23 protein-coding genes are annotated in these 24,359 nt (G+C 38.3%); 11 read left to right on the plus strand and 12 right to left on the minus strand.

Features of this window, described 5'->3' with window-relative positions:
- Nucleotides 1-18: 18 nt before the first annotated feature.
- Together EHQ24_RS10130 and EHQ24_RS10135 are read right to left on the minus strand one after the other, a co-directional pair.
- Entirely contained in the window at nt 19-1,143 is a 1,125-nt protein-coding gene (locus tag EHQ24_RS10130; RefSeq protein WP_135601525.1) for a DUF1577 domain-containing protein, read from the minus strand.
- 2 nt (nt 1,144-1,145) lie between these two features.
- On the minus strand, nt 1,146-3,158 hold the full coding sequence (locus tag EHQ24_RS10135; protein WP_135601526.1) for an OmpA family protein: 2,013 nt from the start codon (nt 3,156-3,158) through the stop codon (nt 1,146-1,148).
- Nucleotides 3,159-3,252: 94 nt separating this feature from the next.
- On the opposite strand from EHQ24_RS10135, the gene folP reads away from it, so the two are divergent.
- Nucleotides 3,253-4,068, plus strand: coding sequence for a dihydropteroate synthase (gene folP / locus EHQ24_RS10140; protein WP_135601527.1), 816 nt, complete (start codon nt 3,253-3,255; stop codon nt 4,066-4,068).
- A gap of 34 nt (nt 4,069-4,102) precedes the next feature.
- On the opposite strand, the gene EHQ24_RS10145 is transcribed toward folP, so the two are convergent.
- Nucleotides 4,103-5,026 (minus strand): tetratricopeptide repeat protein, encoded by a 924-nt coding sequence (locus tag EHQ24_RS10145; protein WP_135601528.1) that lies wholly within the window; start codon nt 5,024-5,026, stop codon nt 4,103-4,105.
- A gap of 1 nt (nt 5,027) precedes the next feature.
- Nucleotides 5,028-5,933 (minus strand): tetratricopeptide repeat protein, encoded by a 906-nt coding sequence (locus EHQ24_RS10150; RefSeq protein WP_135601529.1) that lies wholly within the window; start codon nt 5,931-5,933, stop codon nt 5,028-5,030.
- 109 nt (nt 5,934-6,042) lie between these two features.
- On the opposite strand from EHQ24_RS10150, the gene mpl36 reads away from it, so the two are divergent.
- From mpl36 to EHQ24_RS10165, 3 genes are all read left to right on the plus strand, one after another.
- Nucleotides 6,043-6,927: an RlpA family plasminogen-binding lipoprotein MPL36 gene (gene mpl36, locus EHQ24_RS10155; RefSeq protein ID WP_135601530.1), complete on the plus strand. Its 885-nt coding sequence runs from the start codon at nt 6,043-6,045 to the stop codon at nt 6,925-6,927.
- A 122-nt stretch (nt 6,928-7,049) separates the two neighbouring features.
- On the plus strand, nt 7,050-10,277 hold the full coding sequence (locus EHQ24_RS10160; RefSeq protein ID WP_135601531.1) for a SpoIIE family protein phosphatase: 3,228 nt from the start codon (nt 7,050-7,052) through the stop codon (nt 10,275-10,277).
- Between the two features lie 227 nt (nt 10,278-10,504).
- The gene (locus tag EHQ24_RS10165; RefSeq protein WP_100789103.1) at nt 10,505-11,029 is read left to right on the plus strand and encodes a DUF2147 domain-containing protein; all 525 of its coding nucleotides are present in this window, start codon (nt 10,505-10,507) and stop codon (nt 11,027-11,029) included.
- A gap of 82 nt (nt 11,030-11,111) precedes the next feature.
- On the opposite strand, the gene dcd is transcribed toward EHQ24_RS10165, so the two are convergent.
- A complete protein-coding gene (dcd, locus tag EHQ24_RS10170; protein ID WP_135601532.1) occupies nt 11,112-11,636 on the minus strand; it encodes a dCTP deaminase in 525 nt (174 codons plus the stop codon).
- A 3-nt stretch (nt 11,637-11,639) separates the two neighbouring features.
- On the minus strand, nt 11,640-12,413 hold the full coding sequence (locus EHQ24_RS10175) for an enoyl-CoA hydratase-related protein (protein ID WP_135601533.1): 774 nt from the start codon (nt 12,411-12,413) through the stop codon (nt 11,640-11,642).
- Nucleotides 12,414-12,482: 69 nt separating this feature from the next.
- On the opposite strand from EHQ24_RS10175, the gene EHQ24_RS10180 reads away from it, so the two are divergent.
- The gene (locus tag EHQ24_RS10180) at nt 12,483-13,175 is read left to right on the plus strand and encodes an LIC10067 family putative lipoprotein (RefSeq protein ID WP_135601534.1); all 693 of its coding nucleotides are present in this window, start codon (nt 12,483-12,485) and stop codon (nt 13,173-13,175) included.
- Here EHQ24_RS10180 and EHQ24_RS10185 read toward each other — a convergent pair.
- Nucleotides 13,172-14,659 carry a hypothetical protein gene (locus tag EHQ24_RS10185; RefSeq protein ID WP_135601535.1) on the minus strand — a complete coding sequence of 496 codons (1,488 nt, stop codon included), beginning with the start codon at nt 14,657-14,659 and terminating at the stop codon, nt 13,172-13,174. The two genes, EHQ24_RS10180 and EHQ24_RS10185, sit on opposite strands and share 4 nt — an antisense overlap.
- A 43-nt stretch (nt 14,660-14,702) precedes the next feature.
- Nucleotides 14,703-15,053: a VOC family protein gene (locus EHQ24_RS10190; RefSeq protein WP_135601536.1), complete on the minus strand. Its 351-nt coding sequence runs from the start codon at nt 15,051-15,053 to the stop codon at nt 14,703-14,705.
- Nucleotides 15,054-15,152: 99 nt separating this feature from the next.
- Between EHQ24_RS10190 and EHQ24_RS10195 the strand changes: the two genes are divergently transcribed.
- Nucleotides 15,153-15,656, plus strand: coding sequence for a DUF3347 domain-containing protein (locus EHQ24_RS10195; protein ID WP_135601537.1), 504 nt, complete (start codon nt 15,153-15,155; stop codon nt 15,654-15,656).
- Between the two features lie 3 nt (nt 15,657-15,659).
- Nucleotides 15,660-16,580, plus strand: coding sequence for a hypothetical protein (locus EHQ24_RS10200; protein WP_135601538.1), 921 nt, complete (start codon nt 15,660-15,662; stop codon nt 16,578-16,580).
- A 42-nt stretch (nt 16,581-16,622) separates the two neighbouring features.
- On the opposite strand, the gene EHQ24_RS10205 is transcribed toward EHQ24_RS10200, so the two are convergent.
- The gene (locus tag EHQ24_RS10205) at nt 16,623-17,846 is read right to left on the minus strand and encodes an MFS transporter (RefSeq protein WP_135601539.1); all 1,224 of its coding nucleotides are present in this window, start codon (nt 17,844-17,846) and stop codon (nt 16,623-16,625) included.
- A gap of 88 nt (nt 17,847-17,934) precedes the next feature.
- Between EHQ24_RS10205 and EHQ24_RS10210 the strand changes: the two genes are divergently transcribed.
- Nucleotides 17,935-18,714: an SDR family NAD(P)-dependent oxidoreductase gene (locus EHQ24_RS10210; RefSeq protein ID WP_135601540.1), complete on the plus strand. Its 780-nt coding sequence runs from the start codon at nt 17,935-17,937 to the stop codon at nt 18,712-18,714.
- Nucleotide 18,715: 1 nt separating this feature from the next.
- On the plus strand, nt 18,716-19,909 hold the full coding sequence (locus tag EHQ24_RS10215; RefSeq protein ID WP_135601541.1) for a pyridoxal phosphate-dependent aminotransferase: 1,194 nt from the start codon (nt 18,716-18,718) through the stop codon (nt 19,907-19,909).
- Here the strand turns inward: EHQ24_RS10215 and EHQ24_RS10220 are convergent.
- Complete coding sequence (locus EHQ24_RS10220) at nt 19,891-20,859, minus strand: patatin-like phospholipase family protein (protein WP_135601542.1); 969 nt, start codon at nt 20,857-20,859, stop codon at nt 19,891-19,893. The two genes, EHQ24_RS10215 and EHQ24_RS10220, sit on opposite strands and share 19 nt — an antisense overlap.
- Nucleotides 20,835-21,242: an LIC_11321 family protein gene (locus tag EHQ24_RS10225; RefSeq protein ID WP_244310377.1), complete on the minus strand. Its 408-nt coding sequence runs from the start codon at nt 21,240-21,242 to the stop codon at nt 20,835-20,837. Before EHQ24_RS10225 ends, EHQ24_RS10220 begins: the two co-directional genes overlap by 25 nt.
- Nucleotides 21,243-21,291: 49 nt before the next feature.
- Here EHQ24_RS10225 and EHQ24_RS10230 point away from each other — a divergent pair, with 49 nt between their 5' ends.
- Both EHQ24_RS10230 and EHQ24_RS10235 read left to right on the plus strand, forming a co-directional pair.
- Nucleotides 21,292-22,248: a YjgN family protein gene (locus EHQ24_RS10230; RefSeq protein ID WP_135601543.1), complete on the plus strand. Its 957-nt coding sequence runs from the start codon at nt 21,292-21,294 to the stop codon at nt 22,246-22,248.
- 3 nt (nt 22,249-22,251) lie between these two features.
- Nucleotides 22,252-23,448: a M48 family metallopeptidase gene (locus EHQ24_RS10235; protein ID WP_135601544.1), complete on the plus strand. Its 1,197-nt coding sequence runs from the start codon at nt 22,252-22,254 to the stop codon at nt 23,446-23,448.
- On the opposite strand, the gene EHQ24_RS10240 is transcribed toward EHQ24_RS10235, so the two are convergent.
- Nucleotides 23,406-24,326 carry a GDP-mannose 4,6-dehydratase gene (locus EHQ24_RS10240; RefSeq protein ID WP_135601545.1) on the minus strand — a complete coding sequence of 307 codons (921 nt, stop codon included), beginning with the start codon at nt 24,324-24,326 and terminating at the stop codon, nt 23,406-23,408. The genes EHQ24_RS10235 and EHQ24_RS10240 overlap by 43 nt on opposite strands.
- Between the last annotated feature and the right edge of the window lie 33 nt (nt 24,327-24,359).

The following is a 24,359-nucleotide window of genomic DNA, read 5'->3' on the forward strand; positions in this document are numbered from 1 at the left end:
TATTGAACCCGCGTTAGATCAGCCAAAAAATTCAATGAGACTGTGGTAAATCTCTTTGGCCTTTTTATCTCCGCTGACACCTGTGATCCTTCCACCCAATCGATAATAGTCATTCACCTCTTCTAGATGTCGTAATTCTATCGCCATCCGAATCGGTGCCTGCAATTTGAAATTGATATCCAGGGTAAATGTTGGTTTCACTTTCAGTGCTTTGATAATTTCCATATCGTTGACTTCCAAGGCTACTCCGCCTCTGGAAACATTGAGTACGTTTTGTTTGATATCAAGAATATGGGTGTTTGAGTCCATAATTCTTTCTTGAAACGTACGTTCAACCTCTTTAAACAAATCCAAAACTTCACTAGGAATCCCCGTCCGTTCTGTTTCTAGCGAAAGATATGCAAAAAAATGCATGTCCTTCATTTGGATGAATAAAGGATAATAAATATAGGAACTTATTTTTTTCTTTTTGTATTCTTGGATTTTATCATCCAACAAAAACTCATCTTCAAAAGTTTTTTTAGGATCGAATACATCTTCAGAAGGATAAGATTCGAATGTTTCCGTATCTAAAATAAAAATAGGTTTTTTATGTTCCTTCATCAAATCAATTTCATCACTATGAATTGTCCCTGAAAGAAAAACCACTTTTGATTGAGGATAATTTTTTAAAACTGTTCGTTGGATATCGGAAAGGATTACCTGCGAGCTAACGCCAGTTAGTTTTGAAAAATCTATATTTGTTTTTGCAACTAAAAAATTGGATGCAACAGCATTCCCACGAACCTTTTCATTTCGAGGATCTTGTCTAGTTGTATACGTTTGTCTTCTATCAATGATTTTGCCGAGAAGGAGGTTGTCCTTTTGGTTGATCAATTCATAATCCACTTCAACATGAAATTGAGGGGTGGCTTGGATCGTAAAAATAGTTTCGATTAACTCAGGAATGGTTTCCAGTTCCCAAATATGTGCCCCGTCCGGTCTTTCCCCTTTGAACTTCACACGAATCAAAGTATCATAACCTTTTAGATACAATCCATTTCCAATCATCATTTGTTTGAAAAACTCAGGCAAAGTACGTACCGCTTCCAAAGGAAGGTAATCTCTTTCTTGGTCGAAATGAATTTTTACACGATTGATCATAACTAATCTATTTTTTTGAAATTCACACGTCTATTTCGTGATCTTCCTTCTTCCGTTTCATTTTCAGCGATCGGCTGTGAATAATGGTACGCTTGCACCTTCATTCGTTCCTTAGGAACAGCTTTCAGTCGTAAGTACTGATACACAGAAAGTGCCCTATCTTCACTCAAACTGATATTGTATTCCTTATTCCCTACATTATCAGTATGTCCACCAATTTCAACTTTTTCATTCTTATGTTGGATGAGGAAGTCTGCAAAAAGATCCAATTTTTTCTTATCTTCATCACTCAACGTTCGTTCATTGAACGGGAAATAAATAATTGTATTGTACAAATTGTCAAAGTCATTTAAATTTCTGAGGTAAAGTACAGTTTCTTTTCCTTCCATGGCCGTAATTTTATCTTTGGAAAAAAGGAAAGTTTCTTCCTTAAACCCCTTGGCACGGACCAAAATTTCAAAATCCATAGTCGGAGATTTTTCTAAATCAAAACGGCTGTCTTTTGATTCTAATGATTTTCCCTTTCTAGTGAGATCATCAAAGTAATAACAAATGGCATTCGGAATCACCAAATCTGTTTTTTTATCCTTAACGATGAATCGAATTCCTTGGATGGTTTTATCAGGTCGTTCGTCTTTTGTAGGACGGATGGGTTGTAGAATGATTTGAGAGTATTGTTCTTTTTCCTTTCCTACATTTCCTCGCAAGTCCAGAAGTATCTCTGTGGGATGAAATCCTGGAGAGGAGACTTCCACCCGGTATAATTTCCCAGTTTTGATTGTGGTTCTAAAATTTTCGGCATCACTCGTGCTAAGATCACCACCAATTCGTTTGGAAGTAATCACTTGAATCGGTCTTGTATCATCATAAATTTTGAGTGTAGAATCGAGGCCGATCATAATGGCTTCCGATCCATCCAAAACCAAACCACGAAAAACAAATTCATAAGTACGACGTAAATCTTCTGGAACCATCGTGCGGTAAATGTCGAATTGACCTTCGCCACCTGGCCGGTTGGAAGAAAAATAAAACCATAGATCATCAAAGGTAACAGAAATTCCTTCATTATCACTTTCTTCCCAGAGACTATAAGTGGAATAATCTGCCGGTGTATCAAAAGGAAATCCTGTCGATTCGCCTGACAACTGTACTTTGGTATTAAAGGGTGAACCTAAAAGGATCGGAGTTTCAAATATGTTTTGAATTTGATTGTATTCGCAATAATAAAAACTAAATTTACGATTTTTATCTTCCCGATTGGAACTAAAATACAAACGTAATCCATCCCAGTGATAACTGGGACTAATTTCATCATCCTTTGTATTGATGGCCGTTCCCACTGAAATAGGTTTTTGCCAAACCCCATCCCTACATCTAATTTTAGGTTTATCGGGATTTGTTTCTTTTGTTACCGTTGTTGGCTCTCGTTTGGAAATCCATAAATCAAAACCTCCCATTCCCCCTGGTCGGTTCGAGGAAAATACCATCGAACAACCATCAGGTGAAACTGCAGGCATTTTGTCTTCAAAATGAGAGTTTACCTCATTCAAATGAATCGGCACTGACCAAAGACCCGTTCTTTGATTTATTTTTGTATAATATAAATTAAGACCATCGTAACCTTCACGGTTTTTTTTCGGATCGGCTTGTGATTTATCTCGAACTGATGTAAAGTACAATTCGTACGGTTTTTCCTCTTCATCAAAAAGTATGGAAAACATCCCTTCAAAATTGGTAGTGTTGAGTTCACGGAAATTTTTGGGCGGAGACCAAACAGGTAATTTCATTCGATCCGGAAAACTTAAATTTTCTGAAATCCAAATATCCATTCCCCCTTCGCCACCGGGACGATTGGATTGAAAAACCAAATACCGACCCGTAGGGGAAATGATGGGGCTATATTCCACATTTTGAGTGTTCAGAGGCTGGTAAAACCTTACATCCTTCACTTTCGGTAAAGGTTGGGCCAGAAGTGGGAAAACCAAAATGATTAAGGAAATAAGGTATTTTTTCATCTGCCGTCTCTCCTATGTATCGGCAGGTCGGAATTTTCTGCCAAGGGAAAAATAAGGCTTTTAGGGGTAGGTTCCGTGATATTCCTTCTCATTCATGGCCGAAATCTTCGGAATCTTAAACATAACCACAGACTCATTTAGTGACGGGGGAAAATTCTTAAATCCCGACGATGCTATCCAACAAGGAAACAAACTATTACAAGAGGGAGCCGATTGGTTGGACGTCTCCGGTCAGTCATCTAACATCAATGCAAGTTTGGTTTCCGAAGAAGAAGAATGGAACCGAGTGGAACCAGTGATTCGCCATTTTGTTCCGAAAGGTGTTCGGATCAGTTTGGATAGTTTCCGCCCTTCAGTGCAGAAAAAAGGGATTGAGGCAGGAGTTCGGTGTATCAACGACATCTCAGGATTTACATACGAAGGTGACCGAAGTTTTCTCAGTTCTTATACAAAAAAATACCCAGAATTAAAACTCATCATCATGCATTCGCATAACAGAAATATTGCGAAAAATAAATCTAACCTAACGTCCGAAAAAGTAGTTAGAAAAATCCAGGCTTTTTTTCGTGACCGTCGTTCCGATTTGGTTGCCATGGAAATTCCAGAATCGGCGCTTTATTTCGATCCAGGGATGGGATTTTTTTTAAGTGAAGATCCTATGGTTTCTTTTCGAGTCCTACAAGAATTAGAAATTTTAAAATTAGAATTCCCACAGCTCATGGTAGGAGTTTCTAGAAAATCTTTCCTTGGAAATGTTTTGGGAGAATTACCAATTCCAGATAGAGAGTTTGCCTCTTTGGCCTGCGAAATTCATCTATTGAGGTATAAAATTCCATTCATTCGGACGCATAACGTTCTTAAGCTCAGGCAAGCAGAAAAAATTTGGAATTTATGCCAGGAAAGGGAATGAATCCATAGCTCAAATAGAATTTAAAAGTTTAAATTTAACTTCTTCCGGAACGAGAAGCCTTACGGATATCCTTTCCCTCTTTCGATAAAGTAGGAAAAAAAACGGACTCAGGGACGGAGTATCCCCTTTCGACCGCCTTACGGTAGTAAGGCAAAAGATTGTCCCACCTAGGAAAATCCTTTAAAACAAGTAATGTATCACGCCAAACTTCTAAAAAACCTACCTGTGTTTTTTCTTCCGATGTTGCTGACTCCGCCCATTTGAGTGCCAATTCATAACGTCCAAGTTCGTAATTGGCTTTTACAAAATAATAATGAAATTCTTTATTTTTTTTGGCAGCTACTTCAAGAGATTTTGCATAATCTAACAAACTATACCAATTATTTTTTTGGACTTGGATATCGGCCATTCCATACAAAGCATTTTCATGGAAAGGAACCACTTCTAAAATCTGATTAAAATAACCTTCCGCATAAACAAAGTTACCTGTTTGTAAGTAATAATTGGCTAGTTCTTCGTAAGAGTATAACTCCCAACCTTTCAGTCGGGAAAGTGCATCCAGTAATACAACCCTTTCCTCATTTCGTAAACGAAGTTCTAATTCTTTTAGAATTGTTGTGTAAGTGACTGAGGAACGAGAAGGAGCTTCTCTTGTAATTTTTTGTTTGAGATGTTCGTATTCATCTAACAAATAATAGAATCGAAGGCGATTCAAATGAACAACCACTTCGTTTGGATTGGTCTGGATACACTGATCCCAAACAGTTTCCGCTTGGTCCAATTGGATGGCTTTGGACAACCGAATCCCTTCCGCATTGCAGTCAGCGGCCTTGGAACCTGCGAGTTCCAAAAATAAGGTATCTGTTTCCAATTCATCTTGTTTGGCTATGGGATACCTACATCCAAATAAAAATAAAAGATAACAAAGAAATAGAAAATAAGGGATACGAAATTTCAATCTAAGATGGCCTGTCGGGATCTGTGGTTTCCTTCATCTTTTGTGCAAATACCAAATATTGCATCGCTTTTTCTGGATTGCCGTTGAAAAGATATAACAAACTTAAATCCAAAGCCTCCTGTGCATCGGGCGGGGAAAACTCTTCTGGGTTCTCTTTTGAAAGTTCTAATTTGGTTTGGAATTCTTTTAATTTCTTTTTTGCTTTGGTTTGGATCCGAGCCAAACTTTCGTGAGCCACTCCCTCTTCTTCTTTCCAAGCTGCTTGCAAACTATCATTAAAATTTGTAAATCCTACATCTTCTTTTACCATAGATGCAAGTAAAGTAGCCGATGCTTTATAATTTCCTTGTTTCGAAAGGATTTCGGATTGGATGATTTTTAATTGAGCATTTCCAGGATAAAGAATCAAATAACGTTCAATCATTTTTAAACTTTCTGGAAAACGATTCCTTTCATAATAAAACATCGCAAGCCCTCCTAAAGCTGATTTGTGATCTGGTTCGATTTTAATGACATTGGTGAGATATACTTCGGTTTTTTCATCATTGCCTAACTTCTGATAGGCTTGTGCGAGTAGTAGATGCGCAGAAATAAACTTCTTTTCAAAAGTCAGTGTTTGTTTTAAAAAACTAATGGCTTTTTCTGTTTCCTCATGTTTGTAAAGAGAAACTGCTAAATTATAACAATTTTTAACATTTGCGTGGAGTTTGTAGGCTTTAGAAAACAAAGGAATGGCTTCTGCATGTTTTCCTTGTTTGGCGTATATAACCCCTAAGTTTTGTAAGGCCAAATGATAATTTGGATCTTTTTCCAGTAAAACTTTGTATTGGGTCTCGGCACGATCCCACTCTCCGTTTCGCTCTAAACGGACAGCCTCATTGAATAGAGATTGGATTTCTTGTGCCATACAGACCCATTATCGTTTCAGAAATGATTCTCCCCAAAGAAAATTTATCAGGAGATTGGAAAAACCATCCGAAAGGTACACACAAGAGTCCAGAGGAAAGGGGAAAGTTATGCAAAGACTCATTCTTATATCCATGATATTGTGGTTAGTATCCTGCAGTTCTGCAGATGCTACCCGAAGAGATTATAGCGCTTCCGGCGATCCGGAAGATATATTTTTTGAACGTTCAGGAAAGTCAAAACAGACGAGCAACACAAAGTCGGAAGACCCAGTGGCCCGGTCCATCATTGATGATTTAGATTCTAATTCGAAAAATGCAGCGCCAGTGACTGCTGCGGCCATTCCAACAAAAAAACCGGCAATCCAGTTTGATGAAGTTGGATTGTCTTCTTGGTATGGACAAAAATTCCAAGGTAGACCTACAGCCAGTGGGGAACCATTCGACCGAATGAAAATGACAGGGGCTCATAGAACCTTGCCAATTGGAACTGTGGTCAAAATCCAAAACTTAGAAAACAATAAAGAGGCAGTGGTACGTATCAATGACCGTGGGCCATTTGTAGATGAACGTATTGTTGATGTATCCGAAAAAACTGCGGAACTATTAGAGTTCAAAGATAAAGGGATTACTAAAGTTGGAATCAAAGTTCTCAAAAAAGGCGAAGATGATCTGGCAGATGATTTAGATGACGCTGACCTTTTGGATGATGCTCCAACCAAACCAGAAAAACTCACACCGGTAAAACCGGGTGCTGTAAAACCAATTGCAGCCGGGAAGGGATTCACTGTCCAAGTAGGCGTGTTTCAGGAAAAAGAAAGAGCAATCAAATACCAAGAAAACATGAAATCTGAATACAACCAAGCCGTATTCGTGACTCCCAGAGATGGAAAGTTTGTAGTTCAAGTTGGGGATTTTGCAGACCGTACAAAAGCCGAATCTCTCAAATCTAAATTGAAATACGATGGGATTGATTGTTTCATCGCAAACCGTTAAATTTCCCCTTTTTCCGGGCAATTGGTGGTTCCACCGAATTGCTCGGGAAGGTAGGAAAATGAATTGATTTCGTTACTTGCGCCTGTTACGATTTCGTATTAAATTAGCAACTAGAAGACCCTATGAGTGAAAGCATATTATCCGTTGACCACATACTAACAAATTATTATACATTCGGTAGTTTAATTGTCACTGTCCTCCTTGCGGTCTTGACTACTTTCTTTTTCCTGCTAAAAGATAGAACCGTTTCCACTAAACATATGGCTCTCGCCTGTCTGTTTTTGTGTTTGTTCCAATTTGGATACCTACTCGGTGCTTTTTATTACCATCCCATCGCATCCTACCATCGTTGGATCACTGGTGGGTTTATTCTCTTTGGGATCACCCATTTCGGTCAGTTTTTCTTTCGATTTCCTGATAATGAGAATCCAAAAGCCGCATCCATCATGCTGGCGATCCTTCATGCAGTAGCAATCGTAGTTGTTCTTTGGTTCCTTGTCACAGTATCACAAGGTGAAAGAAAATACCACTTCACTGCGCACCATTGGGATTTTAATTCCGAAGGTGCTAGTAGGATTTTAAGTTTATTCATCGCAGCTTATTCATTCGTCAACTTCCTAGTTCTTCCTGGTTATCGAATTTTTCACCTAAACAAAGATAAACGAGGAACACTTTTTATCATGTTGATTGCTGCTCTCATTGCAGCTGTAGTACCAAACATCACGAACGTGATGAGCCGTGACGGTGCCATGGAACGTTCCACTTATCTCACAGCTCTTGTATTACTTTTCACTTTAACATTTTTCATTATCACAATTACCTTTATTAACAACAGTAGTGAACGAACTACCTTTATGGTGAAAATTGTAGGAATTTCCTTTGTAACCATCCTACTCATCATGCAGGCATTCAGTTACTTAGTGGACCAAGAAAAGGAAACTTCTTATGACAGTACCGCTATACAAAAGGCACTGCGTGTGGCCGAAGGTGGGGAAAGGTCGAAGGACATTTTATTTGTCATTGAGTATGACTTGTCCAACCAAAATCTGAAAAAAGCCTATTTACCATCTTCTGTAAATATGGATCTTCCACTGGTTCAAGCAGATCTTTACAACACTGCTTTGTACGATGAAGTGGTTACCATTGGTGAAGCCGATTACCGAAATTCACTCAAAAGCAGTTTGGCAAAGACACCTTATTATTTTGAAGGATATAAAAACGCGATCATTCAGTTTTTGGAAGAAAATCCGGATTCGGAAGGTGCAGAACTAAAAGCGGAAGTTTCTAAACTAATAGAGAAACTCAATCGCAGAACCTTTATCAACACAAACAAACTGGGAGACATTTTACCAGAACAGTTTTGCGAAGAAGGTGTTAAATACGTTGAAAAAGTCAAAAACGTAGACAGTTTCCGTGATGCCATTCTCAAACATGTCAATGATTGCAAATGGGACGGAAAAGAAATTTCAGGACGGGATCTTCGTGTTGAGATGTTGAAGTTCTTCCGTTATTTCAAACCGGATTTAACTAGACATTATAGAAAAGATTTAGACGGAGTTTCGCATTACATTGCTTATATGACGTATGATGCGAAGAAAAAAATCAACAGGGAAGTAGGTTTTAATTACCGCGATTACCGTGCATACATGCACAAGTCAGCAAAGTTAGAACTTATCATTCTAGCGATTGTGATGTTTGTTTTGCTTATCATTTTCCCATTATTTTTCCGATCAGCACTTGTTAATCCTCTTTATTCACTCCTTGCTGGGGTAGAAAAAGTAAACCAAGGAAATTTAGAAGTAGAAGTTCCTATCAAAGTAAATGATGAAATTGGTTATTTGGCAGAATCGTTTAACGGGATGGTGTCCTCCATTCGAGATGCAAGACGAGAACTCCAAGACTACGCAGAAAACTTGGAAGAAAAAGTTAAAGAAAGAACCAAAGAACTGCAAGAAAAAATGGATGAGATCCACCGTTTGAAAGTGCAACAAGATGGTGACTACTTCCTCACTTCACTTCTTGCGAAACCGCTATTTTTTAACGCAAACAAGTCAGATAATATCCGTTGTGACTTCTTTGTTCACCAAAAGAAAACCTTCGAATTCCGGAATAAAACCGGAGATCTAGGTGGTGATATTTGTATCACAGGAAACCTAAAATTAGGAAAACCTGAAGATTTCCGTCGTTATACGATGGTGATGAACGGAGATGCCATGGGGAAATCCATGCAAGGAGCTGGTGGTTCCCTCGTAATGGGTGTGGTCATGAACTCCATTATGGCACGGTCTGCAGGTAACAAGAGAATTCTCAATCGTACTCCAGAAGAATGGCTAACAGACGTTTATGAAGAAGTCAATGCCGTATTCAAATCATTTAGTGGTACTATGGTCATCTCTGCAACTGTCATGTTGATTGACGATGAAACAGGAAAAATCTGGTATTTCAATGCAGAACACCCTTATAGCATACTATACCGAGATGGAAAGGCTAGTTTCATCGAAGATGAATTGAAACTACGTAAACTAGGATTGGATTCTGAATATCCATTCGAAGTACAAACCTTCCAACTGTTACCTGGTGACCAATTGATCCTTGGTTCCGATGGACGCGATGATATTGACTTAACACCAGATGAAGACGTAAGAACCATCAACGAAGATGAAACCATGGTACTTCGATTTGTGGAAGAAGCTGATGGTGATATTTATGAAGTTGAAAAGTTAGTCAAAAAATCTGGTGATGTGACAGACGATATCTCAATGTTAAGTGTTGTCTTCAAAAGTGAAAAATCCCCTATTTCTCACAGCCCTGAAAAAGAAGATCTATCAAACCAATCCGTTGATGATTTCTTCGATACTCCTGGTGATGATTGGGACGAAGCACTCACTACATCCGGTGCCTTTGAAGAAGGAAAAGTTCTCTACCAAAATGGCGAAATAGAAAGAGCCATCACGGTCATGAAAAAAGCCTTCTTCGGAGATGCTTCCAACCAAAAACTAAACAAGTTTCTTGGACTTGTCAGTTACAAAGGGAAAGAATACGATATTGCCGCAAAAGTTTTAACTGAATTCTTAAAAGAAAACGAAGGTTCAGGCGAGTATTGGTATTATTTAGCAATGTCTGAGAAAAAACTTGGGAATTACGAAAGTGCTCTGAAAGCGGCACAAGAAGCACTCAAGTATGACTCTGAAAATTTCCAAAACCTAATTAACCTTGCAGACGTTAGCCGACTTCTTGGAAATGTTGACCGTGCCGTAACTTATGTAACTCGAGCACAGTCCATTGACCCAACAAACAAAAACGTTCTCAAACTTTCTAAGTTGTTAGAAAAAGCGACTAGCCTCAATTAATTGAGGTTAGTCCTTAAACTGTAACCTTTCTTCTCTCACATCCTGTTAGAAATACTCTAACAGGATCTTTCGATTGAATAAGAAACATAATACTTTTATATCTTTTGCCGATTTGTTTCAATTTGGTATTTTCCTGAATTGTAGCTGTGAATTTCAAAAAACCAGCTTGCCAGAGAAAAAATTTCTGTCAGAATGATTGAACCCAATTTTATAGAATAAGGATCTATATGAATCAAAAACTTGTTTTAAGTGTATGGACGGCCATCCTCTTCACAGGAAGTTCTCTACTTGCCCAAGAGGCTGACGTTGCAGTGGGAAGATACCTTCCACCTGAAAAAGACTCAGTCATCGAGATTTTCAAATGTGGTGATAAATACTGCGGAAAAACAGTTTGTATCAAAGACAATGCTTACCAGGAAAAAGAAAAAGACAAAGGTGTTCCCGGGACTCCTTATTTAGACCACAACAACGAAGATCCAAAGTTACGCAACCGACCAAACCTTGGCATGGTTTTCATCACAGGTTTTGATTACGCCGGAGAAGGTGTTTATAAAAACGGAAAGATCTACAACCCACGTGATGGAAAAACCTACTGTGGAAAATTTACTTCCCTTGAAGGTGGAAATCGTTTGGATTTAAAAGGAACACTTTGTTCCATTACCTTTATTGGAAAAACAAACAACTGGGTGAAACTAGGTGGTTTGAATCTTGATGACCCGAAATGGGACTGTACGTTCAAAGCTAAAAAATAATCATTCTTTAACAAACCTGCCATCCTTTCGGAGGCAGGTTTTAAATCGGCCCTTCCAATCCTCTTCGAAGAACTTCTAAAACTTATTTCTTTTCAAAGTCTTTGTACAACAAAGATGGCTGGATGCCTTGGTTGGCTTGGTACTTACCTGATTTATATTCGCTGATTTCCCCTTCTACCGTATGGTAAAAAATTTGGCAAATCTGTACTCCAGAATACACCCGAAGTGGATGTGTTACTTGGATTTCTAAAGTCCAAAATCCTTTGAATCCTACATCTCCAAATCCAGCGGTGATATGAACAAACATTCCCAACCGCCCAATGGAAGAACGACCTTCTAACATAGGAACTAGGTTATGAGTCTCTGTAAATTCGATTGTCCTTCCTAAATAGAGTTTACCAGGTTCTAATAACAAACCTTCCTCTGGAATCTTTAAGGTCTGAACTGGATTTGGTTTTTTCATATCCAAAGGAAATTCAGAATAAACTAATAAATCTTCGTGTAATCGTAAGTTATATGAATTTGGGTTTAATAGATTCGCATCGTATGGTTCGATTTTGATATCGCTACCCAGTCTTTTTAAAATTTCTTTTCCGGTTAAAATCACGGATCATTCTCCCTTAAAATTAGGTTTTCTTTTTTCAGCAAACGCTTGCAAGGCTTCTACTCGATCTTTAGTGCCTATTGTCTCAAAATAACACAATCTTTCCCACTCTAGGGCAGACTTCATTGGTAATTCCATCCCATGGCGTACCGCCTTTTTGGCAGCAGAAACAGCGATAGGTGCAGATTCCGATATCTCCCGTGCTAAGGCAAGAGAAGATTCCCTTAAATGATCTGGCTCAAAACTTTGCGAAACAAGGCCTCGAGCCATTGCTTCTTTCCCCGTCAGTTTTTTACCTGAAAATATCCATTCCATAGCTGTTGACTCTCCCACAATACGAGCGAGTCTTTGGGTTCCCCCTGCCCCTGGAATGATTCCGAGTTTTGTTTCCGTGAGTCCCATTTGTGCCGAATCACTCGCATAACGAATATCACATGACATTGCCATCTCCAAACCCCCACCAAAGGCAAATCCATTGATGGCCGCAATTGTAGGAATCGGAAGATTTGCCAGCTCAGAAAAACATAAGTTGATATCTTTTAGGAACTGTTTTACTTGTAAGTCAGACATAGACTTTCTTTCTTTTAAATCAGCACCCGATGAAAACGAATCCCCTTTCCCGATAAGAACAAGGGCCCTTGCTGAACTTCCTTTCACTTCCTGGATTTTCTCTCGTAGTTCCGCCAGAAGTTGGATGGAAATCGCATTTTTTGCTTCTGGTCGATTTAATTCTATTAATGCTACATAAGTATGATGAATTTGAAGGGTGACAGTGTTCATAGAATTTCTCCAGGACAAAAAAATAGAAATGAAAACAGTTTTGAATTTCCGATAATGGAAGTAGCCGTCATGAGAAGGATTTTATACACAATCGGATTCTCACTAGTACTTGGAAGCAGTTTTTCCTGTATATCCTCCTCTTCAGAAGATCCATTGGCCGCTCTCCTCACTTCACCACCGGTGATATCCTCTGTCACTCCACAGATTGGTACTCCTGCGCAAAATAACCTGAATGCCTTTTATTCTGCTACTGAAGTTGTGATCAAAGGAGAAAATTTTGGCGTGGATACCGTTGTCCGTTTTAACGATATTGTTGCCGCCATCACTCTCAATCTTGGAACAGAACTCTACACTAAAGTTCCCGATGGTGCTTACTCGGGATTTATTACTGTTTCCAAATCAGGTGGTTCTTGTTTGCCAAACTCAAAAACAGGTGTGAACTGTGCTGGAATGGAATACTTTATCGACTGCTATGCGGTTACAGGCAAACAGTACGGCCCAGAAATTGAATTAAAACAAGGAAGTAGTTTGTCTGTTGAATTTGACGGCCAAGAAACCAAAGCTTTCCATACCGATACCTTATTAGCTTCTAGAAATCTGACTATTGGATGCGAAAGTACAGTGACCGTCCGAGTGTTTGATCGGTCATGTAAAGCTACCGACTATGTTCTACAAAACGACCCAATCATCCCATTTCCCGCGGGAGTTGCGACACAGTTTTACATCACAGCAGATTCAAAAACTTGTAGTTTAGTCCTTTAATAAGATTTATTTTTTACAAATCTTTTAAAGATGATTATATTTGCAGCACCCATCCACTCGTTCATATGTTCACGAAAGATTAAATCTCTTGGTTTTGAGTTTTTCGTATCCTCATCCAATTCATCATACTTTTGAATCGTTAACTTAGAGATTTCTTTATATTTTTCTTCAATCATTTCAGTTAGCTTCTTTAATAAAGCCAGGTTGTTTTTTTCTTCACCAACATTTGGTAAAATCACTTCATTCCAATAATCAATTATGTGTTTTTTTACATATTCCCCTGGAATCACTCGAATTACTTTTTTACCATCCGTTCCGCGTGCATGGATATAACCTGTGTTTACTTCCATTAAAAACTTTTTGGCAATCATATAAAAATGAGAAGGCCCCAAATGAAATAAAAACACATATTTTACTTGGTTAGGGATCATCATGTTCATTAAAATAATGTTTTCGCAAAATAGAAAAAACTGCTTTAGAAAGTTTTGGTATTCTAATTCAAAATCTTCAGCAGATTTATTTTTCTTTTCTGTACTTGTCATAGAACGAATGAGTTCTGCACGAAGGACTTGTTCATCGGCCCCAAGATGTAAATCCAAACTAATGGCTGACTTAAATAAACTTTTTTCTGCTAAATATTTATCCAGTTCGTACCTGAAAAAATAATGTTGGTCGGAGTTCCAAGTATACTTTCCATAGGCTTGGATATAATTAGGAACACTCTCTTCCTTTATTTTTGATTTTTGTGCTGCCCAAACTTTTTTTTGATTCGAATCGTCCTCATTTTTTTGAATGACTTCATCGGCTTTGTAAACAATTCCTGAATCTTCTGGTTCCAAAGAAGGTGGTTTATCATATAAAGATTCATCAAAAACGGAAGAAAGTCGGTAAACAATACGATCACGAAACTTTGGTTTGGTAGGTTTGAATTCGGTTAAGTAATTGGGATTATCAATTTGTAAAATAAAACTCATTCGTTTGAGAAAAATCTCAAGTTGGTTCAACCTTTCCAATGCAGGCAAAATTCTATAGTTTAAAAGGGCATTGGTTTGAAAATCAGGTTCGCTAAACTTCGCATTCAATACAGCTTCACGTAAATAAACCCATGCCTCCTTACTTTCAATATAAAAGTAACGAAGCATTTCAAAGATCAAATGAAACTGAACATAATCGTCTCGACTCGCCTCATCTATATTACGCGAAAAATAACGTGAGTATTCCTTTCGCACTAGGGCAAACATATGTTTTTCATCTAAGTTAAAGATGATTTCTTTGATTTTTTTCTGAGCTTTGTCTAATTCTTGGTCTAGGTTTTTTCGAAAGGGTAAAATTTCGCGTTTGTTGGTTTCCGAAAGTCCAGTGCTAAGAAACTGAAGAAAACTTCCCACCAAACTTTGGAATCCAGTGAGGAAGTACACATAACCTTTTTTGAAATCGGTAAGTAGGTCTAATTCGTTCCCACCCCCTTGGTTCTCTGCCGACATACCAAGAGGATAGTAAGTAAGATTTTTAAAAAATCAACAGGATTTAATTGGAATAGAAAATCTCGATTAAATTTTGGCTTGGGTCTGCAAATGTAAGACCTTCCCCAGAATCAGTTCCTTCTGGCCCTTTGATGATCTTTACATTCTTTTCCTCGAGTTCGCTGATGGCTTCTGTGAAATCATCCACATCCATCACAAAACTAAGGATAGGGAGAGTCCTATCCGGAACCTCTGCTACCACCAAACGAATTCGAAACGCATCTAGAGAAAGAATCGCCTCAGTAGCCTTCTTTGTCTCCAATTCGAAGTCAAAAATGTCCCGATAAAAATCGATAGAGGTGTCGAGTTGGGAGACGGGGATACTGACGTGGCCAATGCCTTCTACAATAATCATAATGGAATTACACCTTCGTGAACTTTTCTGTCATCATGCTTGAAAAACCGGCTTTGTCGAGAAAAAAGCAATGTCCCATCACAAACTCGAAACTAAAATTTGAATTTCAATTCCCACTTAGGAAAAAAGAATCAAAATATGAATGTATTTCGGATTTCAGTCATCGTTTTAGCCTTTTTTGCCCTTTCTTGCAAGGAAGCGGTCGTTCCCTTTGAACCAGCGCACGAGAACCTTGCTGCAAAACTCCTAGCGGAGAACCAAATCCTTCTGGAAGAGTATCTAAAAGACGATCCAAAACCCAATTGGAAAACTTTTTCAGAAGCCAATACTGCGTTAGCGGCAAATGGACATCCAAAATTGAAAGCCTGGAGTGAATCTTTGGGTACTTTGATTCCTGCTGCGGGAAGTGATTTGGAAACGAGTTATGAAAAAATTTCCAAAATTCAAGAAATATTGATTCAAATCAAAACTGAGGTGCCAAACCAATCTCGGTACAATCGATTTTACTGTCCAATGGTCGATAAATCTTGGGTAATGACAGGAAAAGAAGTAAAAAATCCATACGCTCCTGAAATGAGAGATTGTGGAGAATTATTACAATAAACTATGCCAAAATGTTTCCTCGGTACATCCCTCTATGAAGCATGCCCTCCCAGTTGCAGGCTAACATTCGCAAAACAAGACGTAGATGAAGATTGTATTGCTAAGGAAAAACTCGAGGCGTTTTTACAAGATAGAGTCACATTCAAAATTGGAATTTCTGCTTTTTCACAGATTCCTGCAAAAACTCTAGAAAAGTTCATTTGGAATTCCAAAGACAATTTAGAATTAATCTCTTATTTTCTTTATATTGGTGAGCCTACTCTTGTAAGAGAAATCATCGAATCGTTTTCAAATCACACTCTCAGTTATCTTTTTAAATGTGATTTTGAAAACTATATGAACATTCGTGATTCTATCAAAAGAGAAAAATCCATTAAACATATGTTTGATATTCGTAGTTTCAAATACTGGACTTTTGTCAGTTATTTGAGAATCTGTGATTTGATTCAGTATTTTGTTCGTTACTTAAAAGAACCAGAATATGCTTGTCAGTTTATTGTAATTTTACCTTCAGAAATTGTATCCAATCTGAATAAATACACCGGGCTCGATTTCGAAGAAGAAAAATCCTTATACACAGCTCTTGGTGATTCTATCTACGAACTACCACTCCAATCTCCAAAAATCTATGATCACATGATGCAACTCTTTGCCGAAGATCCAGAGGTTTCGATTATCCTTTCCACAATGGAAGGGCTCATTCATAGACAACAATTGATTTTAGAAACAAGTGAAAAATTGATTAACTATATTGGTGAAAACAGAATCGATAAAAACTTTCAGTTTATTTTTTCTGAATTGAATGGAATGGAAATCGGAACAGCTGCAGAAATTTTAAACCAACTACTCGAAAAAAAAATGGTCACTATATCTCAAAAACTAATGATCATCGATTTTCTTGACACTGGTAAATTAGAATTGTAGAATAAGCTAACGTTCGCTAGTTTATTCTACATACTTGAAACTTTATCCTGCAATTTTAACTTTTTTCGCTAAATATACACTAAACAACAAACTAAATACAGAAATCATTCCCACAAGTTCGTAATTCACAAGTTGGTTATCTGGAGACTGCACCAATATCAGTCCGGCAACATAAGAAGCGGCCCCAGATGAAATCTGTTGGATGGCCGAATTGACAGACATAAAACTACCACGAATTCTAGGTTCCACTGCCGATGTGATCATAGCAAAAGCAGGCACCATCCTTCCTGAAACCAAAATCATAAACAAAGTTGTGACTGTTAACACAACAGGTAATGAGGTTTTTGTTAATGTCACCACAATCACGATGGGAATCACTGCAGCAATAGAAATGATTTGGTAAACCATTAATTTTCCATAACGATCTGATAATTTTCCAATGAATCGACTTGTAAAAAAAGTAAACAACCCACCAAAAAAATAAATATAAGGAAGGTCACCAATCGCTAAACCAACGTTAGAGACCAAAAATGGACTAAGAAATGGAATGATGGTAAAACCACCAAACATCAAAAACACCATAAAGATAAATGGGGCAAAATGGTCTTTTTTAGTGATTACTTGTTTTAGAGATTTAAGTTGAGACTGTTTGGGATGAACATCCGAATCCAAATGGTAACGAATGGATGGTAATACCTTGTATCCGATTGGCAAAATTAAAAATCCAGCTATAGCCAAAGAAAGGAATGGGAAATGCCATCCAAACTTATTTGCCAAAGACAAACCAATGGGAATTCCAACAACAGAAGCGACAGAAAAAGAACTCATCACAACACCAGTTGCTGTTCCCCTTCTGAATACAGGGATGATATCTCCAATGATGGAAAGAACGGTTGCTCCGATCATTCCGCCAAACCCACCAGCTACGACCCGGGCAAAAAGTAAAAATCCATAATTGGGAGCAAAAGCACAAAGTAAAGTTCCAAAAGAAAATCCGAAAAACAATACAAGAAGGCTCATTTTGCGATCATAAGAATCCAAAAACAAAGCTCCAATGAGTCCGAATACACCAGCACTGATGGAATAGGAAGAAACAAGTAACCCAAAAGCTGCCGAATCGATTTTGAAACTTTCCATAAAGACTGGACCTAGCGGCATCATGATGACAAAATCCAAAATGTGTAAAAATTGGAGGGCGGCGAGGATGAAGATGATGGCTCTTTCTTTTTGGATGGTATGAAGCGGATGGGTAGAAGGTTGGCTCATAAAACTAATATTGACCAGCCGTTCAAAATTTCCAAAACTATTTAGTTTCGAATTGCCAACTTTTACATTCCGTAATAAATTTCCCTCTATGAAATACGCGTTAATTACAGGTGCTTCCACTGGACTTGGAAAAGATTTTGCTCTGACTTTGGCTAAAAAAGGATACACTCCTGTTTTAGTTGCTAGAGACTCAAATCGATTGAAGGCATTGGCTGCTGAGATCAAAAGTAAACTCGGGATCCAAAGTGTTGTCATTGCCCAAGATTTAGCAAAACCAAATTCCGCAGAGGTTTTATACAAAGCGGTTAAAAAACTAAAATTATCCATTCACTGTTTGGTGAACAATGCTGGTTTTGGTATCAATGGGGAATTCCATAAAAATTCTTTCGAAAAAGAATCCCAACTGATCCAACTCAACGTAACAACTCTTTCCGAACTTTGCCATTTGTTTTTGCAAGATATGGTAGCAGCAAAGGATGGTTATATTCTGAATGTTGCCTCGACTGCCGCCTACCAACCGGGCCCTCTCATGTCGAGTTACTATGCTTCCAAAGCCTATGTCCTTTCGCTCAGTGAAGGATTAGCAGAAGAAGTAAGAGATTATGGAGTTACCGTCACTTGCCTTTGTCCAGGACCAACACAAACGGAATTTTTTGAAAGAGCCAATATGACTAAAATCAATTTGGTAAAGTCTTCGTTTCTCATTATGAAATCACAAGATGTAGTTGATAGTGGACTCGATGCTTTGTTTAGTAAGAAAGTAATCAAAATTCCAGGTTTTATGAATTTTCTCGTGGCACAGTCCGTTCGAATTTCACCAAGATTTCTCGTTCGTAAAATTGCGAAATTTTTACACCAAGCAGGATAATTTGACCGAATCTCATTTTTCATTTTCTAACCGATTTAAGTTGTTAGGTGATTTGAACTCAGAAAACAAAATCCACCAAACCAAACAAAGATTAGAAAAATCGGGAAATGAAATCATTGATCTCACCAGTTCCAATCCTACAAAACTAGGGTTGGAATTTCCACCTTCCGCCCTCTCCCATATTTTTTCCAACTTGGATCTTAGTCAATATGAACCCCAAGCCGAAGGGTTGGAATCCGCTAGACAAGTAATTGTTTCCGATTACAAAAATCGAGGCATCCAAACCGACTTGTCCCATTTGATTTTGACGGCAAGTACCTCGGAAGCCTACTCCTACATTTTTAAACTATTCGCAAACCCAGGGGATGAAATACTAACACCAAACCCTGGTTATCCGTTATTTAGCTTTCTCATTGGCCTCGAAAATTTAAAAGAAGTCCACTACCCACTGAAAGAAGATCCTGAAACCGGAAACTGGGTGTATTCAGCAGAAGCCATTGCCAATTGTATTAGCACAAAAACAAAACTCATCGTTCTTGTGAGTCCCGCAAACCCAACAGGTTCTAAAACCACAGCCCAGTTTTGGAAGGAATGGGAGGCTTTAGAAATTAAAATTCCCATATTACTGGATGAAGTTTTTGTAGGTTACGAATTTTCTGGTGAACCTCACCAAATTCCAGAAACACCAACCTTCCCTCTACTCATCTGCAACGGATTCTCCAAAATGTTGGCACTCCCTGGATTCAAACTAGGATGGATTCTCATTCAAAGTCCAGAGCCATATAGATCCGAAATTCAAAAAAACTTAGATTTCATTGCCGATACATACCTTTCTGTCAACGCACCAGTACAATTAGCTACACCCGAACTTTTGCCTTGGAAAACCATGATTCAGAATCGGATTCGAACAAGAATTATGCGAAACATGGCTCAGTGTATTTTGTTTTCAGAGGAAAACCTAAAAATCATAAATAAATCAGGAATGGAAGCCGGTTGGTATTTTTTATTTGAATTGGATTTGGAAAAAAAAGATGAAGATATAGTTCTAGAAATTTTGACTCAAACCAAGGTTTTTGTCCACCCAGGATCTTGGTATGGGTTTTCGCATAACAGGAGTTTTCTTGTAGTTAGTTTAATTTCTGACGAAGAAATTTTACGAAATGGACTATCGGCCCTTCAATCCTTTCTCAAATAATCAATGATTGCGTTTTTTTGGGCCAAAGCATCCGCCTTGCCCAATTCATAAGTTTCTCTAACCCCTTTGGGATTTGTATAGTCAAAGGAGGTGATAGGTAAAGGTTTCGAAGGAGTGATTAAATAAGATCTTGCCAAAAGATCAGGATCTTTACCCACAATGGTATTGGGTTCATAATGAATTCCAATGATTTTCGCGTTATGCGAAAAAGTCTCGATGACCATATTATTGGTGAGACCGCCATCTAAATAATACTCATTCCCCACAGATTGAAAGTCAACAATGGGAGGGATGGAGGAAGAATTCATGATGAATTGTTCGATAGTTTCGGAATTTACAAAATCTTTTTCTGTAAAATCCACATCTACCATATTCCATTTTTTGATCATTTCGGCAGTTCGATTGGCAGGGATTCCTTCCGACCGATCCCGATCGTCCAGAATAAAAGCTCGTCCTGTTTCAGAAATGAGTCTCGCCAAACGAAACTTATTCTTTAAGGAATCTTCCTTGGGATGGGCCTTCACCGAATGGATCCAAATTTTGGCCCCCGATTCCAAAACCTTATCAAACTTCATTCCAAATCGAATGGTACGACGGTACATATCTTCATGGGGGAAAGTGGATTCACCACGAAGAAAATTCGAGAAATGGAAGTTACGCGAATTTCGTTTTGTGATTTCTTCAAAGTATTCGACAGACTCTTCTTCTGTTTGGGAAAGGATACAAAGTGCCATCGCTGCACCAGCAGAAACTCCTGAAAGTTCTGTGAACCGCACACCCCATTCACGCAGGGTTTTTCCCACACCGAGTGCATAAAATGCCTTACAGCCACCACCAGCAATGGCAAGAGAGACATCATAGGAAGGAAAGATTTTGACTAATGTTTGTAAAACTTGTTCTCGAACGCCCATAAAATTGCCAAATTCTATTCCCCTTCCCATCGAAAGCATAGAGTATTGTTTTCTCCTAAATATCTATCAAAGTATAAACTAGCACGACAATCATCCTCTGTTGCGAGGAAAAAATCATATCCACCTGCAGGATATTTGATTTTGCAACATCCTTTTTTGTCTTTACGATCAGGCGGTTGACGCACCGATTTATCCTGTCCTTTTAAATCTCCCAATGTAGGTGGTAATTCTTGCCTTGAATCGGCAAATCTTTCTGAGACAAAGATTACAAATACTAGAATAAGTTGGAAGATAATTCGCATTCTATACAAATAGACTGGCCGTGTGAGGGACAAGTTCAGTGATTCCTCTAATAAAGCGAGAGTTGATTCCATCGTGCAATCTGTATTTCTAATGGATAGGAAATATTTTTCTTTACCCATTTCTTGAATCCTATATAATCTCCCCACTAATCCACCTTTGGGGAGACAAATGAGCAATACAAGATTACAATACCACGCAACGGGAGGGCAACTCTTCATTCTACTGTTGAAGAACATGTTTCTGACCGTAGTTACATTAGGAATATATAGTTTTTGGGCAAGAACCAATGTTCAAAAATTTATGGCAGAAAATTTGGAATGGGCTGGCGAACGTTTTTCCTTCCATGGAACAGGAAAAGAGAGATTCATAGGATTTCTCAAGGCTTTAGGAATATTCATAGTTCTTTATATTGGAATTTACATCATCCAAACCATCTTAAATTTCATTCCCATTCCTTACTTTGGTATGATCGTTGGGTATCTTCTGACATTAGGAGTGTTTTTAGCTCTCGTTCCAATCATCGTGGTAGGTGGAAGAAAGTACCTTACTTCTCGTACTGGTTACCGTAATCTCCGATTTGGATTTGATGGTAAAATTTTGGAAGTGGCAAAACTTTACGGAAAAGGAATCCTACTAACAATCATTACATTAGGAATCTACTATCCTTGGTTTTTTGCAGAAAAGGAAGCATACATCCAAAGCAAAACTAGATACGGAAATACAAATTTTGGATTTTCCGCAGAGGGGAAGGAGATTTTTTTTCTCTACTTAAAAGGATTCCTTTTGAGCATTGTGACTCTTGGAATTTACTATTCCTGGTTTCTGGCAGACGTTCAAAACTACATTTGGAATAGGACCAGTTTCCAAGGGAAAAAATTTAGATCTGATATCACAGGTGGCAAAATTTTTGTAAATTTTCTCATCGCATATTTAATCATCCTATTTACTTTAGGAATTGGATTTGCTTGGGCTGTAGTCCGATTGACTAGACTTTTTATTGAGTCGGTCAGTTTGGAGGCAGAGATTGATTTCTCCACTATTTCAGCGCAACCAGATGCAACTGCAAACGCTACCGCGGAAGGATTGGAAGCAATTGCGGAAACTTTAGAAGCCTTCCTATCATAAACATTGTTTCAAAATCAAACATTTACATCCCGATATTTTGACGGAGTATCAGCGGTTCCTGAAGAAGGAACCGTTCTGATCCACGGCCAAACCTTAGAATTTTCATCAGGTGATACCAATCACAAACTTGTCCTTTCCCAATTTACAGAGCTCACTTTGACGCATAAGGGTTGTAAGTTGGTTCTACTTCCGGATGAAGTGAAAGAAAGTCCTGTTTTAGAAATTTATTGTTCTAAACAAGAAGGGAAACAATTAGAATCCCTTTGGATCCAAACCAAAAAGTCCCAAAGCCACAGCCATGCTTTTTTCTACTCCATTAGAGAAATGAATCCAATTGTGCTTGGAATTTTATCCATCCTCATCGTATCCATCATTGGTTTTTTCTATTTTAAAGGATTAGAACTCGTAACCAACTTCATTCCTTTATCGGCTGACAAATCTTTAGGTGAATCCGTTCAACTCAAAATGGATGCTCAGTTTGAAGCATGTAATACCAAAGCCACAGACAGATTTTTTGCGGAAGCCTTAAAAAAAGTCGTTCCTAAAGGTAGCCATCACGAGTTTTCCGTTTCCGTCATTGCTTCTACCATCCCGAATGCCTTTGCTCTTTCTAATGGCAAAATCTATTTTTTTTCCGGATTGTTAAACGATGCCAAATCACAAGAAGAAGTCATTGGAGTTTTGGCTCACGAAATTGCGCACGTGGAAAAAAGACACCATATGAGAAATTTGGTGAAAGCTGGTGGCACTTCGCTTGCTATTAGTTTGGTGATCGGCCCCGGACTTGGGAATATGGAATTTTTAGAAACCTTTACTGAAATTGGATCAACAATTTTAGTTTTAAAGTTTTCAAGAGATTTTGAAACAGAAGCCGACATCACATCTATCGAATATTTAAAAAATCAAAATATATCTACCTCGGGTCTTCTTACCTTTTTCCAAAGGATGCAAGAATTAGAGAAGGAAATGACCAAATCAGAAGAAAACCCTAAAGAAAGTAATGCCAAAGATGATCAAGTGGTCACCAAATCAATTACCGATTTTTTAAGTACCCATCCTGCAACAGAAGAAAGAATGAAAACATTAGAATCTTTGATTCGTACAGGCAAAAAAGGAACTATCAAAAAAGTGGTGTCGGATAATACTTGGAAAGAAGTTCAGTCCGTCTGTTTAGATTTTAAAAAATCAGATTCTAAATGATTGTAAATTTGTTTCAAAGTTTCGCTTAAGCTATGTTTGTTTTTCCAACCAAGGTTTTTTAGTTTAGAATTGTCTCCATAAACTTTGGAAGTTTCTGAGGCGCGTACTCTTGTGGAATCCACTTCAAATTGGATCTCCGCTCCCGAAAATCGAACCAACTCTTCCAACATATAACGAATGCTTCTTTCTTCTCCAGAACAGATATTGTAAATTTCACCAGACTGGCCTTTTTCCACTAAAGTGAGATAACCGCTCACAATATCTTCTACGTGAGAAAAATCTCTAGTGGGATCTAAATCACCAACAGCAATGGTTTTTTTTCCTGTATGTTTGGCTTCAATGATTTGGGAACAAAAGTTAGGTATGACAAACTCTTTCCTTTGCCCAATTCCAATATGGTTAAATGGTCTTGCGATCACTACTGATACGTACGGGCTATACTGCGCGTACTGCCGGCAATATGCTTCGGCTGCCAATTTACTACCGGCATAGGGGTTCACTGGATTGGGTAAAAAGGATTCTTGTAAAGGAAGGAGGGAGAGGTCCTGTTTTCCATAAACATCTGCCGAAGAAACATACAACATTTTACAAGGTCTTTGCAAACGGTGTAAGGTCTCTAGAAGGTTGAGTGTCCCTCCCACATTGATTTCTTCTGTTTCCCAAGGATCTTCTATGGCAATCGGTACAAAAGCTTGGGCCGCTAAATGGATGAGAGTATCCGGCTGGATATCTTCTAAATTTTTTGTGACGGCCTTTCGGTCACGAATATCACCTTGAAAACAATGGATTTCGGACTCTCCTTGGGATTCGAGAGCAGGAAGGAGGTAACTTCCGACAAATCCAGTGGCTCCGGTGACTAAAATATGTTTTTTTTTCATAGAAAAGGGAAATTTCCGATTCGGCCCTAAGAT

This window comes from Leptospira noumeaensis (genome assembly GCF_004770765.1).
Taxonomy (GTDB): Bacteria; Spirochaetota; Leptospiria; order Leptospirales; family Leptospiraceae; genus Leptospira_A; species Leptospira_A noumeaensis.

Excerpts from the sequence above, each read along its gene's own strand:
- EHQ24_RS10165 (WP_100789103.1), top strand. The coding sequence starts at position 10,505 with ATGAATCAAAAACTTGTTTTAAGTGTATGGACGGCCATCCTCTTCACA.
- EHQ24_RS10210 (WP_135601540.1), top strand. The coding sequence starts at position 17,935 with ATGAAATACGCGTTAATTACAGGTGCTTCCACTGGACTTGGAAAAGAT.
- EHQ24_RS10180 (WP_135601534.1), top strand. The coding sequence starts at position 12,483 with ATGAGAAGGATTTTATACACAATCGGATTCTCACTAGTACTTGGAAGC.
- EHQ24_RS10160 (WP_135601531.1), top strand. The coding sequence starts at position 7,050 with ATGAGTGAAAGCATATTATCCGTTGACCACATACTAACAAATTATTAT.
- EHQ24_RS10175 (WP_135601533.1), bottom strand. The coding sequence starts at position 12,413 with ATGAACACTGTCACCCTTCAAATTCATCATACTTATGTAGCATTAATA.
- EHQ24_RS10230 (WP_135601543.1), top strand. The coding sequence starts at position 21,292 with ATGAGCAATACAAGATTACAATACCACGCAACGGGAGGGCAACTCTTC.
- folP (WP_135601527.1), top strand. The coding sequence starts at position 3,253 with ATGGCCGAAATCTTCGGAATCTTAAACATAACCACAGACTCATTTAGT.
- EHQ24_RS10200 (WP_135601538.1), top strand. The coding sequence starts at position 15,660 with ATGCCAAAATGTTTCCTCGGTACATCCCTCTATGAAGCATGCCCTCCC.
- EHQ24_RS10135 (WP_135601526.1), bottom strand. The coding sequence starts at position 3,158 with ATGAAAAAATACCTTATTTCCTTAATCATTTTGGTTTTCCCACTTCTG.
- EHQ24_RS10240 (WP_135601545.1), bottom strand. The coding sequence starts at position 24,326 with ATGAAAAAAAAACATATTTTAGTCACCGGAGCCACTGGATTTGTCGGA.
- EHQ24_RS10220 (WP_135601542.1), bottom strand. The coding sequence starts at position 20,859 with ATGCTTTCGATGGGAAGGGGAATAGAATTTGGCAATTTTATGGGCGTT.
- EHQ24_RS10225 (WP_244310377.1), bottom strand. The coding sequence starts at position 21,242 with ATGGGTAAAGAAAAATATTTCCTATCCATTAGAAATACAGATTGCACG.
- EHQ24_RS10185 (WP_135601535.1), bottom strand. The coding sequence starts at position 14,659 with ATGTCGGCAGAGAACCAAGGGGGTGGGAACGAATTAGACCTACTTACC.
- EHQ24_RS10205 (WP_135601539.1), bottom strand. The coding sequence starts at position 17,846 with ATGAGCCAACCTTCTACCCATCCGCTTCATACCATCCAAAAAGAAAGA.
- mpl36 (WP_135601530.1), top strand. The coding sequence starts at position 6,043 with ATGCAAAGACTCATTCTTATATCCATGATATTGTGGTTAGTATCCTGC.
- EHQ24_RS10150 (WP_135601529.1), bottom strand. The coding sequence starts at position 5,933 with ATGGCACAAGAAATCCAATCTCTATTCAATGAGGCTGTCCGTTTAGAG.
- EHQ24_RS10130 (WP_135601525.1), bottom strand. The coding sequence starts at position 1,143 with ATGATCAATCGTGTAAAAATTCATTTCGACCAAGAAAGAGATTACCTT.
- EHQ24_RS10190 (WP_135601536.1), bottom strand. The coding sequence starts at position 15,053 with ATGATTATTGTAGAAGGCATTGGCCACGTCAGTATCCCCGTCTCCCAA.